This is a genomic window from Priestia sp. YIM B13486, from assembly GCF_042787865.1.
Taxonomy (GTDB): Bacteria; Bacillota; Bacilli; order Bacillales; family Bacillaceae_H; genus Priestia; species Priestia megaterium.
Genome location: NZ_JBHZOZ010000001.1, coordinates 416,585 through 429,800, shown reverse-complemented (window position 1 = coordinate 429,800; position 13,216 = coordinate 416,585). Strand labels below are relative to the sequence as shown.

12 protein-coding genes and 1 riboswitch are annotated in these 13,216 nt (G+C 39.5%); of the genes, 9 read left to right on the top strand and 3 right to left on the bottom strand.

The window, feature by feature from the left end; translation table 11 throughout:
• The first annotated feature begins 65 nt into the window (after positions 1-65).
• Positions 66-158: riboswitch (glycine riboswitch) on the top strand.
• A gap of 212 nt (positions 159-370) precedes the next feature.
• Genes gcvT through gcvPB form a run of 3 tightly spaced genes read left to right on the top strand, consistent with a single transcriptional unit; the run spans position 371 to position 4,309 of the window.
• Positions 371-1,471: a glycine cleavage system aminomethyltransferase GcvT gene (gene gcvT, locus ACFX4G_RS02140; RefSeq protein ID WP_043976245.1), complete on the top strand. Its 1,101-nt coding sequence runs from the start codon at positions 371-373 to the stop codon at positions 1,469-1,471.
• 20 nt (positions 1,472-1,491) lie between these two features.
• Positions 1,492-2,838, top strand: coding sequence for an aminomethyl-transferring glycine dehydrogenase subunit GcvPA (gcvPA, locus tag ACFX4G_RS02135; RefSeq protein ID WP_043976247.1), 1,347 nt, complete (start codon positions 1,492-1,494; stop codon positions 2,836-2,838).
• Entirely contained in the window at positions 2,831-4,309 is a 1,479-nt protein-coding gene (gene gcvPB, locus ACFX4G_RS02130) for an aminomethyl-transferring glycine dehydrogenase subunit GcvPB (RefSeq protein WP_377572734.1), read from the top strand. Before gcvPA ends, gcvPB begins: the two co-directional genes overlap by 8 nt.
• 44 nt (positions 4,310-4,353) lie before the next feature.
• Here gcvPB and ACFX4G_RS02125 read toward each other — a convergent pair whose 3' ends face one another.
• The gene (locus ACFX4G_RS02125; protein WP_013085006.1) at positions 4,354-4,737 is read right to left on the bottom strand and encodes a rhodanese-like domain-containing protein; all 384 of its coding nucleotides are present in this window, start codon (positions 4,735-4,737) and stop codon (positions 4,354-4,356) included.
• Between the two features lie 230 nt (positions 4,738-4,967).
• Between ACFX4G_RS02125 and ACFX4G_RS02120 the strand changes: the two genes are divergently transcribed.
• From ACFX4G_RS02120 to ACFX4G_RS02105, 4 genes are all read left to right on the top strand, one after another.
• Positions 4,968-5,801, top strand: coding sequence for a lipoate--protein ligase family protein (locus ACFX4G_RS02120; RefSeq protein WP_013085005.1), 834 nt, complete (start codon positions 4,968-4,970; stop codon positions 5,799-5,801).
• A 312-nt stretch (positions 5,802-6,113) separates the two neighbouring features.
• Entirely contained in the window at positions 6,114-8,672 is a 2,559-nt protein-coding gene (locus ACFX4G_RS02115; RefSeq protein WP_377572732.1) for a vitamin B12-dependent ribonucleotide reductase, read from the top strand.
• A 284-nt stretch (positions 8,673-8,956) separates the two neighbouring features.
• Positions 8,957-9,388 (top strand): transcriptional regulator MntR, encoded by a 432-nt coding sequence (mntR, locus tag ACFX4G_RS02110; RefSeq protein ID WP_013085004.1) that lies wholly within the window; start codon positions 8,957-8,959, stop codon positions 9,386-9,388.
• Positions 9,389-9,490: 102 nt separating this feature from the next.
• A complete protein-coding gene (locus tag ACFX4G_RS02105) occupies positions 9,491-10,372 on the top strand; it encodes a patatin-like phospholipase family protein (RefSeq protein WP_016765549.1) in 882 nt (293 codons plus the stop codon).
• Positions 10,373-10,402: 30 nt separating this feature from the next.
• Here the strand turns inward: ACFX4G_RS02105 and ACFX4G_RS02100 are convergent, their stop codons facing one another.
• Together ACFX4G_RS02100 and ACFX4G_RS02095 are read right to left on the bottom strand one after the other, a co-directional pair.
• Entirely contained in the window at positions 10,403-10,801 is a 399-nt protein-coding gene (locus ACFX4G_RS02100; protein WP_013059160.1) for an SA1362 family protein, read from the bottom strand.
• A 48-nt stretch (positions 10,802-10,849) separates the two neighbouring features.
• A complete protein-coding gene (locus tag ACFX4G_RS02095) occupies positions 10,850-11,806 on the bottom strand; it encodes a DUF1385 domain-containing protein (RefSeq protein ID WP_013085002.1) in 957 nt (318 codons plus the stop codon).
• A 313-nt stretch (positions 11,807-12,119) separates the two neighbouring features.
• Between ACFX4G_RS02095 and ACFX4G_RS02090 the strand changes: the two genes are divergently transcribed.
• Together ACFX4G_RS02090 and aroQ are read left to right on the top strand one after the other, a co-directional pair.
• Positions 12,120-12,656 (top strand): YqhR family membrane protein, encoded by a 537-nt coding sequence (locus tag ACFX4G_RS02090; RefSeq protein ID WP_016765547.1) that lies wholly within the window; start codon positions 12,120-12,122, stop codon positions 12,654-12,656.
• Positions 12,657-12,777: 121 nt separating this feature from the next.
• The gene (gene aroQ / locus ACFX4G_RS02085; RefSeq protein WP_034648945.1) at positions 12,778-13,215 is read left to right on the top strand and encodes a type II 3-dehydroquinate dehydratase; all 438 of its coding nucleotides are present in this window, start codon (positions 12,778-12,780) and stop codon (positions 13,213-13,215) included.
• Position 13,216 lies beyond the last annotated feature (1 nt).

Sequence of the window (13,216 nt, the reverse complement as noted above, 5' to 3'; positions counted from 1 at the left end):
TGTGTGAATAAAGATAGATACATCTTTCAGTAGTATGCCCAACTTTACCAACTTTATAGAAGCGAATGACGACACGGGGAGAGACTACTTGAATGTAGCGCCGAAGGAGCAAGCAATAAAATTGTGAATCTCTCAGGCAAAAAGACTCTTGTTTGACGCAGCTCTGGAGAGCGTCTATGCGTTTATAGACCACCCACGAGGCAAACCTATTCATTTATAGGTAAACTTTCAGGTGAAAAGGACAGAGACTTCCTACTAAATACAGTAGGGGGTTTTCTGTCCTTTTTTGTTTGGATAAATAGTGATCCCCACACTATTTGAAAACTCCCCGTTATGAAAAGTTTCACGTGAAAAAGAGGAGGACATAAATATGACAACAGAATTACACAAAACGCCGCTTTATGATACCTATCAAAAATATGGTGCCAAAACAATTGATTTTGGAGGATGGGCTCTTCCCGTTCAATTTTCTTCTATTAAAGAAGAGCATGAAGCTGTACGTACAAAGGCAGGCCTTTTTGATGTCTCTCATATGGGAGAAATTCTTGTAACAGGAGCTGATAGCTTAGCTTTTCTTCAGCACACGATGACAAATGACGTTTCTACCCTCGTAGATGGAAAAGCGCAGTATACGGCTATGTGTTATGAAGACGGAGGCACGGTAGATGATTTGCTGATTTATAAAAAAGCAGATCAAGAGTATTTGCTAGTCGTAAACGCTGCTAATATTCAAAAAGACTATGAGTGGCTGGTGTCTCACAAACAAGGAGATGTAACGCTCGTTAATCAGTCTGATGAAACTGCGCAGCTAGCTTTGCAAGGTCCTGTAGCAGAAAAAGTTTTACAAACGTTAACGAACGAAAATTTAGCTTTGTTAAAGCCATTTACATTTGCTGATGATGTAGAAGTAGCGAATGTAAAAGCTCTCGTTTCACGTACTGGGTACACCGGGGAAGATGGCTTTGAAATTTATTGTTCTTCAGCTGACGCAGCTCACTTGTGGACGGCTATTTTAGAAGCAGGCAGTGATGAAGGTGTGCTGCCTTGCGGATTAGGAGCTCGCGATACGCTTCGTTTTGAAGCTACTTTGGCTTTATATGGCCAAGAGCTTTCAAAAGATATTACGCCCATTGAAGCTCGAATTGGATTTGCAGTAAAGACGAACAAAGACAGCTTTATTGGAAAAGAAGTGTTAAAAGAACAGCGTGAAAGCGGGGCACCTCGTAAGCTGGTAGGAATTGAAATGATTGATAAAGGTATACCAAGACACGGTTACGAAGTACTTGCAGATGAAGAACAAATTGGATTTGTGACAACAGGTACACAGTCACCGACATTAAAGAAAAACATCGGTCTAGCACTATTGTCAGCAGAGTATACAGAGCTTGGTCAAGAAGTGGAAGTGCAGGTTCGGAAAAAGCGCTTAAAAGCAAAAGTGGTTTCAACACCTTTTTATAAACGTTCAAAGTAAGCTTTGGGGAGGAATTTAACATGTTACATCGCTATTTACCAATGACAGAACAAGATCAGCAGCAAATGTTAGCAGCAATTGGTGTTTCATCTGTTGATGATTTATTTTCAGATATTCCGCAGCGCGTTCGTTTTCAAGGAGAATACAATATTAAAAAAGCGGCTTCAGAGCCTCAGCTGTTAAAAGAATTAAATAGTATGGCTGCTAAAAATGCTCATTTAAAAGACTATGCTTCTTTTTTAGGAGCAGGAGTTTACGATCATTACATGCCGGTTATTGTTGATCATGTTATTTCTCGTTCGGAATTTTATACGGCCTATACTCCGTATCAACCGGAAATTTCTCAAGGAGAACTTCAGGCCATCTTTGAATTTCAAACAATGATTTGTGAGTTAACGGGGATGGACGTGGCTAATTCTTCTATGTATGACGGAGGAACTGCTTTAGCAGAAGCCGCTATGCTCAGTGCGGGTCAAACAAAAAAGAAAAAAGTACTTGTCTCTGCGGCTGTTCACCCTGAGTCAAAAGATGTGTTAAAAACGTATGCGAAGGGTCAATACATTGAAGTGGTAGAAATCCCTTCAGCAGACGGCGTAACAGATATGATTGCATTAGAAAAAGAGATGGGGAGTGACGTGGCAGCTGTTATTGTCCAGTATCCAAATTTCTACGGACAAATCGAGCCGTTAAAAGAAATTGAAGAAATTACCCATCAAGAAAAATGCATGTTTGTGGTTTCAAGCAATCCTTTATCATTAGGTTTACTTACGCCTCCTGGAGAATTCGGAGCTGATATTGTCATTGGAGATGCACAGCCATTTGGTATTCCAAGTCAATTTGGAGGCCCGCACTGCGGATACTTTGCAACTACGTCTAAGCTTATGCGAAAAATCCCAGGACGATTAGTAGGGCAAACGGTCGATGAAAACGGTAAGCGAGGGTTTGTTTTAACCCTTCAAGCGCGTGAACAGCATATACGCCGCGATAAAGCGACGTCTAACATTTGTTCAAATCAAGCGTTAAATGCTTTAGCAGCATCAGTTGCAATGACAGCTTTAGGCAAGCAAGGTGTAAAAGAAATGGCGCTGCAAAACTTATCAAAAACGCATTATGCATATGAAGCGTTAAAGGCAAAAGGGGTAAATGTAGCATTTGAAGGACCGTTTTTTAACGAATTAGTCGTGAAGCTTCCGGTTTCGGTAACAGAAGCAAACAATCATTTATTAGCATCAAAAATAATTGGCGGTTATGATCTTAGCCGTGATAACCAAGCGCTTGAAAATCACATGCTGCTTGCTTTTACAGAGCTCCGTACAAAAGAGGAAATTGACCAACTTGTAAATGAATTGGGGGATCTTCATGCTTAATCAAAATCAATCACTTATTTTTGAAAGCAGTAAAGAAGGGCGAATCGGCTATTCATTGCCAGAGTTAGATGTGCCGCAAGTAAATGCTGAAGAACTGCTTGGGAAAGCGTATGTGCGTGCCAAAGCTCCTGAGCTTCCTGAAGTATCAGAACTCGATATTATGCGTCATTACACCGCGCTTTCAAAACGAAATCACGGGGTAGACTCAGGGTTTTATCCACTTGGTTCATGTACGATGAAATATAATCCAAAAGTGAATGAACAAGCAGCACGCATTGCTGGGTTTGCGCATATTCATCCGCTTCAAGATGAGCAAACGGTTCAAGGTGCTCTCGAACTTTTATATGATTTACAAGAGCATTTAACAGAAATTACAGGAATGGATGAAGTAACACTTCAGCCAGCAGCAGGTGCTCACGGCGAGTGGACCGGGCTTATGATGATTCGTGCCTATCATGAAGCAAATGGTGAGACGCAGCGAACAAAAGTCATTGTTCCAGACTCAGCTCACGGAACGAACCCGGCTTCGGCAACAGTTGCGGGATTTGAAACGGTAACGGTAAAATCAAACGAACATGGTTTAGTGGACTTAGAGGATTTACGCCGCGTAGTAGGAGAAGATACAGCCGCTTTAATGTTAACAAACCCAAATACGCTGGGATTATTTGAAGAAGATATTTTAGAAATGGCTGAAATTGTTCACGCAGCAGGTGGAAAGCTTTATTATGATGGTGCAAATTTAAACGCAGTATTAAGTAAAGCCCGTCCTGGAGATATGGGGTTTGACGTTGTTCATTTAAACCTTCATAAAACGTTTACAGGCCCTCATGGAGGAGGCGGTCCTGGCTCTGGTCCGGTAGGGGTAAAAGCAGATTTAATTCCGTATTTGCCTAAACCAGTGCTTGTGAAAACAGAAGAAGGCTATCACTTTGACTATAACCGTCCTCAGTCAATTGGACGTGTAAAGCCGTTTTACGGCAACTTCGGTATCAACGTTCGCGCTTATACGTATATTCGTTCAATGGGTCCAGACGGCTTAAAAGCGGTGACGGAAAACGCTGTGCTAAATGCCAACTATATGATGCGTCGTTTAGCAGAACACTATGAGCTGCCGTTTGACCGTCACTGTAAGCACGAATTTGTTTTATCTGGAAAACGTCAGAAAAAGCTTGGCGTGCGCACATTGGATATTGCGAAACGACTGCTTGATTTTGGCTATCATCCGCCGACTATCTACTTCCCGCTTATCGTAGAAGAGTGCATGATGATCGAACCAACGGAAACGGAGTCGAAAGAAACGCTAGATGCGTTTATCGATGCGATGATTCAAATTGCAAAAGAAGCAGAAGAAACGCCTGAAGTCGTACAGGAAGCTCCGCATACAACGGTTGTGAAACGCCTTGATGAAACGCTGGCAGCGAGAAAGCCAGTTCTTCGCTATCAGAAAGAACAGGCTGTTCAAAACGTCTAACAAAAAACCTCGCCCAAAGGCGAGGTTTTTCTATATACATACCATTATTTTTTCTTTTTCACTTTACCGTTCCACATTTTGAAGCCGCCTTTTAAATCATAGATTTCTTGAACACCGTGGCGACGAAGCATTTGTGCTGCGCGTCCTGTGCGCATTCCGCTTTGACAATAGATGTAGACAGGTTGATCTGGACGAAATTCTTTAATGCGCATACGGAACTGTGAAAGAGGAATATTTCGTGCGCCTAAAATATGTCCGTTTTCGAATTCATTCGGTTCACGAATATCAACTAGCTGTGCCTTGCGGTAGCCGCTGCGGAATTCTTCTTCAGTTAACGTTTTCATAATGCGACGTTGGACAAAGAACATAACGACAGAGTATATGATGATTACTCCAAGTAAAATGAGTACTGCTGTAATTGCTGACATGCTGATTCTTCCTTTCTTCGACAAAATCCATACTCTTATTATATAAGTGAATGAAATTAGAAGTAAAGCGATTTTGCCTTGAATCTAGCGGATTTCTTCCCGAAAATGAAAAAACTACCACATTTGAATTCACAGTTTTATGTTGCTCTTTGCTTTTCCTTAGCTCAATCTTTTGGTAGACTAAAAAACGGATTTATTTTTTATATTACATATAGCTGAGGATGAGGTAGATGAAAGCAAAGTGGAGATTTATTGATTCCAACAACCGTTCGCCTTATTACAATATGGCGTTAGATGAAGCGTTATTAGAATGGCATAGTAAAGGAGAAATTCCACCTACGATTCGTTTTTACGGATGGAACCCTCCAACGCTGTCAATCGGTTATTTTCAAAAAGCTGAAAAAGAAATTAACTTTGATAAAGTAAAAGAATTAGGGCTAGGCTTTGTAAGACGTCCAACGGGCGGCAGGGGCGTGCTTCACGATGAAGAGCTTACTTACAGCGTAATTGTATCTGAAGAGTATCCTAACATGCCCAAGACAGTTACAGAGGCATATCGCGTAATCTCTGAAGGTTTACTGGAAGGGTTTCGTTCGTTAGGGCTCGAGGCTTATTTTGCTATTCCTCGTTCAGAAGAAGAAAAAAATAGCTTAAAAAACCCTCGTTCGTCCGTGTGCTTTGATGCTCCTTCTTGGTATGAACTAGTTGTAGAGGGCCGCAAGATTGCTGGAAGTGCCCAAACTAGACAAAAAGGAGTTATTCTACAGCACGGCTCTATTCTGTTAGAGATTGATGAAGATAAATTATTCAGCGTGTTTAATTATCCAAATGATCGCGTGAAAGAAAGAATGCAGCGCGCATTTCGTTCTAAAGCGGTAGCCATTAATGCAATTGCGGGCCGCAAAATCTCTATTGAAGAAGCAAAAGAAGCGTTTTATAAAGGATTTGCTTCTGCTCTTGATATCGATTTAGAACCGTATACACTGTCTGAAGAAGAGGAAGCATATGTAGAAGAACTAGCGCGCACAAAGTACGGATCGGATGAATGGAACTTTAAGCGCTAAACGGATGCCCATGGGAAATAGATAAAAGTGCAACTTCTTATAAGTTGCACTTTTTAGTGGGATTTTTAGAAACAATGCTTGGCTAATAGAATACATAGGGAAGAAAAGTCAAACACTTTTTTTACGAAAAAAAAAATATTTCACTTGACACCCTTCTATATGTAGATGTTTGGAGAAGTGTCAAATACTATATATTGAATTCGTCCAAGCCGTGTGGTAAGTTATTGATAGTTGATTGAAAAACTTTATTTCCTTTAAAAGGAAATAAAGTTAATAAATTTATAGATGTTCGATAGGTAAGGAGTTGTGAGAATGACTGTTTTGTTAAATCAAAAAGTGAATATGAATGTTGAAAAGCTCAATTCAGATATTGAACGCTTTCCGCAAGTACATCCGATTACACCGGATATGAAGTTGACTCATAAAGGTGTTTCAAGATTGGTAATGTTAGACCGCTATGCGTTTAAAGATACGGAAAAATTAACGTTATCAGAAGGAGATTTTGTTGTTCTAACCGTAAAGGAAGATCCAAAATTTCCAGCACGAGGACTTGGCTATGTGGAAAGCATTAATTTTGAGCAAAAAACCGCTGTTGTCAAGGTAGAAGATGAGTTTAGAGGAGCTTTATCGCCTGAAGAAGCAGAAAACGGATTAATTACTCGTTCTTTAGATGTCATTGAAAAACCTCTAGAAGTCTTCTATGAGCAAATTGCAAAACGTAATGCAACAGGCTTAGCTTCTGTGGAAAAAACAGAAGAAAAGCGTAAAGAGTGGTTTGAAAAGTTCTATCAAGAGCTTGTTCAGCTAAACTTTGTACCAGCTGGCCGCGTTCTTTACGGTGCAGGTGCTGATACGGACGTAACGTACTTCAACTGTTATGTAATGCCTTATGTAAAAGATTCACGTGAAGGTATTTCAGAACACCGCAAACAAGTAATGGAAATCATGAGCCGTGGAGGCGGTGTTGGAACGAATGGTTCAACTCTTCGCCCGCGCAACACGCTGGCTCGCGGTGTAAACGGTAAATCATCTGGTTCGGTTTCATGGTTAGATGATATTGCTAAACTGACGCATCTTGTTGAGCAAGGTGGGTCACGTCGTGGGGCCCAAATGATCATGCTTGCCGACTGGCATCCTGACATTGTAGAATTTATTATTTCTAAAATGCAAAACCCTCGCATTTTACGTTTCTTAATTGAAAACACAAATGACGAAATGATTAAAAAACATGCGCAAGATAAATTGAAGTTCACGCCGCTAACAGAGTCTGAAGAAGCGATGTACCAAGGAATCATTAACTATAAACAAATTCCTGGTCTTGGTGGGTTCAGTGAAAAAATCATCAAAGATGCAGAAGAAAAGCTGCAAACAGGCGGAACGTACAGCGTTCATAACTCAGAGTTTTTAACAGGAGCAAACATTTCTGTATGCTTAACAAAAGATTTTATGGATGCTGTTGAAAACGACGGAGAATACGAACTTCGCTTCCCAGACGTAGAAAGCTATTCAAAAGAAGAAATGGCTAACTACAATGAAAACTGGCACGAAGTAGGCGACGTGCGCGAATGGGCAAAACAAGGAAACAAAGTTCGTACGTATCGTACTATCCGTGCAAAAGAGCTATGGAACTTAATTAATATTTGTGCAACGTACTCAGCTGAACCAGGCATTTTCTTCTTTGACAATGCTAATGATATGACAAATGCTCAAGCATATGGTCAGCACGTTGTTGCAACAAATCCATGTGGTGAACAACCACTTGCACCATTCTCTGTCTGCAACTTAGCTGCTGTTAACCTAGCGCAAATGGCAGATAAAGAAACGAGAACTGTTAACTTTCAAAAGTTACGTCAAACGGTTGAAACAGGCGTTAGAATGCAAGATAACGTTATTGATGCAACTCCTTATTTCTTAGAAGAAAACCAAAAGCAAGCGCTTGGCGAACGCCGCGTTGGCCTTGGTGTAATGGGTCTTCACGATCTTCTTATTTATTGTGAAACAGAGTACGGCTCTGACAAAGGCAATGAGTTAGTAGATAAAGTGTTTGAAACAATTGCAACGACGGCTTACCGCGCGTCTGTAGAGCTTGGAAAAGAAAAAGGAAGCTTCCCGTTCTTAGTAGGCGAAACAGATGCTGAAACGGCTTCTTTACGTGAAGCATTCACAAATACAGGCTTCATGAAAAAAATGCCTGAAGATATTCGTGAAAACATTAAAGAGAACGGTATCCGAAACTCTCATTTATTAACAGTAGCGCCAACAGGCAGTACTGGAACAATGGTTGGAGTATCAACGGGTCTTGAACCTTATTTCTCATTCTCATACTTCCGAAGCGGCCGTTTAGGTAAATTTATTGAAGTAAAAGCTGATATCGTTCAAGAGTATTTAGATCAGCATCCAGAAGCAGATCCAAACAACCTTCCTGAATGGTTCATTTCAGCTATGGAACTTGCACCACAAGCTCACGCGGATGTGCAATGTGTGATTCAGCGCTGGATTGACAGTTCAATTAGTAAAACAGTAAACGCTCCTCGCGGTTACACGGTAGAGCAAGTTCAAAAAGTGTACGAGCGTCTGTATAAAGGCGGAGCAAAAGGCGGTACGGTGTACGTAGACGGCAGCCGTGATGCACAAGTCTTAACGCTAAAAGCAGAAGAAAATACGTTTGATGAAGAAATTGAAGCGCCAAAAGAAGAAACGAAACCGCACGTTGTGTTAGTTGATACAATTAATGAAATTCGTTCAACTGATGTAACAATCGGTTCTGAAGTAGGTAATACGTGTCCGGTTTGCCGTCAAGGAACGGTAGAAGAAATGGGCGGATGCAACACATGTACAAACTGTGGTGCACAGCTGAAATGCGGCCTTTAATTTTGAATATGATTGACTAGTAAAAGCTGACTCAAACGAGTCAGCTTTTATTATGTATAAAAATGGGGCATAAATAAGAAGCGAGATCGAACAGTTCTTGTATTTGAATAAGCATTGTAGTATGATTTTAATTGAATGTCTTTTATCCAGTTTTATCTTATGACATCGCTTTATTTACACGTTTTTTTCACATAGATTATCAAACATGAACACGATATCACTATAAGAAACAGACATTTATGACTTATTATTAGCAATACATAATATTAATTGGGGGAGATTTCATGCCTACACCGAGTATGGAAGATTATATTGAACAAATATATATGCTAATTGAAGATAAAGGATACGCTCGAGTGTCTGATATTGCTGATGCATTGGCGGTTCACCCCTCATCTGTAACGAAGATGGTTCAAAAGCTAGACAAAGATGAGTACTTAATTTATGAAAAATATCGAGGCCTTGTTTTAACAGCTAAGGGGCAGAAGATTGGAAAACGTCTTGTTTATCGCCACGAGCTTTTAGAGCAGCTGCTGCGCATCATTGGCGTAGATGAGAAAAATATTTATGATGACGTAGAAGGAATTGAACATCATTTAAGCTGGAATTCCATTGATCGAATTGGAGATTTGGTTCAATACTTTGAAGAAAATCATAACCGTATTCAAGATCTTCGCAATGTACAAAAACGAAATGAAGAAGAACAAAAATTATAAGAAAAAAGCAGCGGCCAATAGCGTCACTGCTTTTTTTCTTTTTATCATAACTTGTTGCTGAGTCGACTACAAATGTAGAGTAGGTAGTTTGGAGGAGAGGCTGTGTACGTCGACGGAGTGTTTTCAGGTGGCGGTATTAAAGGGCTTGCACTGATTGGCGCGTTACAAGCTCTAGAAGAAAAAGGCTTGATCTTTCGGCGGTTAGCCGGAACGAGTGCGGGTTCCATTATTTGTGCATTTGTAGCAGCCGGTTATACAAGTGAAGAAATTGTTGAAATGATGAATGAAATTGAGTTATCGTCTTTTTTAGATCAAAGAATGTCTTTTTTACCATCAAGCTTGACAAAGTGGCTGTTTTTATATTGGAAAATGGGATTATATAAAGGAGAAAGGCTTGAAAAGTGGATTGCTGAAAAATTGCGGAGCAGAGGAATTCGTACATTTGCTGATTTGCCTGATCAGTCGCTGCGTATTATTGCTTCAGATTTGACCAACAGTACGATGCTTGTTCTTCCAGATGATTTGCCTAAATATCAAATCGACCCGAATCGCTTTTCTGTAGCAAGAGCCGTTCGAATGAGCTGCAGCATTCCATATTTTTTTGAGCCGGTTAAATTAAAATCTACCCCAAGCAGTTTAATAGTCGACGGGGGCGTGTTAAGCAACTTTCCAATTTTTCTGTTTGATGATGATAAAAGTCTTAAGAAACGACCGGTAATTGGGGTGAAGCTGAGCCCGAAGGACGAAGAAAGGGAACGGAATAAAATTAAGAATGCCGTTGGTTTATTCAGTGCGCTTTTTGAGACGATGAAAGATGCGCACGATGCAAGACATATTTCAAAACGTCACGAAAAAAATATTATCTTTTTACCTGTTAATCAAGTTTTTGCGACAGAATTTACCCTCACAGAAGAACGGAAGGAAGAGCTGATTGCGTTTGGCAAAAAGCGTACAAGGGCATTTTTGAAAAAATGGTGCTATTAAAAAAACAAGGAGGTTTTTCTCCTTGTTTTTTTAAAAGAATGCTCTATTTTTCTTTTTTCCTTTTTTACCTTCGATGACGGTCAAGTGTGAGTTGTTTTTCTTTTTCTTTAGCGGTTTCGTTGATTTGGATACCGGGCGCTTATTTGAGCTTCGGTACGTATGCATATCAACTTTGTTGCTTCCTCGCTCTTTTTCTTTTTGACGCAGTTTTGATTGTTTTACTGCGCGCACATAGCCTCTATCTTGACCTTTTGTCTGAGAAGGGCGGAGAATAAACCGATAAACTAAGTAAAACAAAATGATAAACAGAAAAATATAACCTGCTTGACGTAATAAAACAGCTGGATCTGTAATCAACGTAAATGCAAAGCCAATGACTCCTAACCCGATTAGACCATATACAAGTGGTTTCACGAATGGACGTCTCATTTTGTTCACCTCCTAAAATAGTAAAAAAAGAAAGCAAAACGGTGTGGATTAGACAACTTGTTCGTCAGTGGTAGAAGAAAGTTCATTTTCAACGCGTAAAAGTTCTTTAAATGAAGCAATCGCAACTTCAACTTGATCATCTTTTGGTTCTTTGGTTGTTAAAAGCTGAAGCCATAAACCGGGATAACCTAAAAAGCGAAGAAGAGGGACATGACGAACTTTATTGGTTAACTGTAACACTTCAAATGATAAACCAAGGACAACTGGGATTAATGCAAGGCGATCCACAATTCGTAACCAAAGAGGATCCGTTGGAACGAGTAGGTAGACAAACATTCCTACAACTACGGTAAAGAGGATAAAGCTACTTCCGCAGCGATAATGAAGTCGAGATTGTGCTTGCACGGCTTCTACCGTAAGTTCAGCATTGTTTTCATATGCATTAATGACCTTGTGTTCTGCTCCATGATATTGAAACACCCGTTTAATAAGTGGCGTTTGTGAAATCACATAAATATAGCCAAGGAGCAATAATAGTTTAAATACTCCTTCAATAAAAACCTGAGCTACACTTGAAGTGAAAACAGGACGTGTCAATTGTGCTAAAAACACAGGAATCAATGTAAATAGTACTTTCCCGAAAAGAAAGGATATTACACCAATAGTTGCAACGCCAAATATTAAAGATAGTTTTGATTCTTTTTTCTCTTTTTGTTGTTCTTCTGCTACTTGAGCATCATCTTCTGGGTTCACGTCATAGCGTTCAGAGGAAAAGTTCAAGTGCTGCGTACCGTTTGCACTGGCTTCAACAATAGCAGCAATTCCTCGTAAAAAAGGAATTTTTTTTAAAGCAGTGAGTACGGAATTTGATTTTCTTTTTGAATGAAAATAATCAATAGATTGATCTTTGCGACGAATAGCCGTCACCATCATACGTTTGCCACCGAACATGACGCCTTCTATAACGGCTTGACCACCATACGCAGGTTTTTGCAATTTAGACATTTCAGGCACCAACCTAACTTAACTAGACTAGACTTCTTAGTATTTTATATTCTACAGCAAAATCAAATAAACCTCTAGGCGGATGCATGTTATCTAGTTTAGCCAATATTTTTCATCTCCACACCCTTGTTATGAATTTTTTTCCTTTCACTTATAAAATTTGTTTATGAAACTCTGTGCGAAGTAGTTTAAAAATGTCTCTTTGATATCAGGCTCCCTTCTTGCGTATAGGAAGAGTAATAAACGTAAAAACTTAGAAATGAGTCAGTAGGAAATGAGAAAAAAGTTCATACTACATCAAGAGGTGATTAATATGTCAGAACCTAAAGAACAGCATGAAAAAAAACAGGATAACCACCCTACGCATAAACAGGAAATGTCTTTTTTATTTAAAGCCATCTTTATTTCCTTTTTTGGAGGAATTTTCTGGAGCTTTATTGGCTATTTAAATTATCTGTTCAGCTTTAGTGTTATCAATCCAAATATGCTTTTAGATCCATGGGCATTAGGTGATTGGAAGGATAAAGGAATAGGTGTTATCGTCAGTATTTTTCTTATAGGGGTATTATCTATTGTTGTCGGGTTGTTATACTACGTCCTATTAAAGAAGTTTAAAACAATTTGGATAGGTTTTGCTTACGGCTTATTATGGTGGGCAATTGTATTCGTTGTTTTGAATCCGCTCTTTCCCAACTTAAAAACAATTGGAGAGCTTCCAGCTAACACGATTATTTCATCCCTCTGTATTTATATTTTATATGGTGTATTCATCGGATATTCCATTTCTTTTGAAGCTGCAGAGCTTCAAACAAAAGATGAATCTACAGATTTTCAAACGGCGAATAAGTAGTGTGAATGTTCCAACGTATGCTAATATATTCTATATAATGATTTAAAAAGAAAAATAAAGTGCAAATTCACATGAGTGAGCTGCATAAAGGGTTCGTAGTAGGGGAGAGTGTTGAATTAAGATGAATAAGATTTTAGTAATAAACGGTCCTAATTTAAATCGTTTAGGCGTACGCGAACCAGCGGTATATGGGACAGATAATCTTCAAAATCTTGAAGAGAAACTTCAGCGAGCAGGCAGAGACCATGGGATAGAAGTTGAGTGCGTACAGTCTAATCACGAAGGTGTAATTATCGACTGGATTCATGAAGCGGATGAGAAATTTGATGGGATTATGATTAATCCTGGTGCTTTTACTCACTACAGTTATGCCATTCGAGATGCGATTGCTAGTATATCTGTTCCTGTTATTGAAGTGCATATTTCGAACGTACATAAGCGTGAAGAGTTTCGCCACCATTCGGTGACGGCACCTGTTACACATGGTCAAATTGTCGGGTTAGGTTTATATGGATATGAGCTTGCCCTGCAGGCACTTTTACAATTAAGGGGGAAATAAA

Bases quoted from the DNA above. Each gene is read 5' to 3' on its own strand.
- aroQ (WP_034648945.1), top strand. From the start codon at position 12,778: ATGAATAAGATTTTAGTAATAAACGGTCCTAATTTAAATCGTTTAGGC.
- mntR (WP_013085004.1), top strand. From the start codon at position 8,957: ATGCCTACACCGAGTATGGAAGATTATATTGAACAAATATATATGCTA.
- ACFX4G_RS02090 (WP_016765547.1), top strand. From the start codon at position 12,120: ATGTCAGAACCTAAAGAACAGCATGAAAAAAAACAGGATAACCACCCT.
- ACFX4G_RS02120 (WP_013085005.1), top strand. From the start codon at position 4,968: ATGAAAGCAAAGTGGAGATTTATTGATTCCAACAACCGTTCGCCTTAT.
- ACFX4G_RS02125 (WP_013085006.1), bottom strand. From the start codon at position 4,737: ATGTCAGCAATTACAGCAGTACTCATTTTACTTGGAGTAATCATCATA.
- ACFX4G_RS02100 (WP_013059160.1), bottom strand. From the start codon at position 10,801: ATGAGACGTCCATTCGTGAAACCACTTGTATATGGTCTAATCGGGTTA.
- ACFX4G_RS02115 (WP_377572732.1), top strand. From the start codon at position 6,114: ATGACTGTTTTGTTAAATCAAAAAGTGAATATGAATGTTGAAAAGCTC.
- ACFX4G_RS02095 (WP_013085002.1), bottom strand. From the start codon at position 11,806: ATGTCTAAATTGCAAAAACCTGCGTATGGTGGTCAAGCCGTTATAGAA.
- gcvT (WP_043976245.1), top strand. From the start codon at position 371: ATGACAACAGAATTACACAAAACGCCGCTTTATGATACCTATCAAAAA.
- gcvPB (WP_377572734.1), top strand. From the start codon at position 2,831: ATGCTTAATCAAAATCAATCACTTATTTTTGAAAGCAGTAAAGAAGGG.
- gcvPA (WP_043976247.1), top strand. From the start codon at position 1,492: ATGTTACATCGCTATTTACCAATGACAGAACAAGATCAGCAGCAAATG.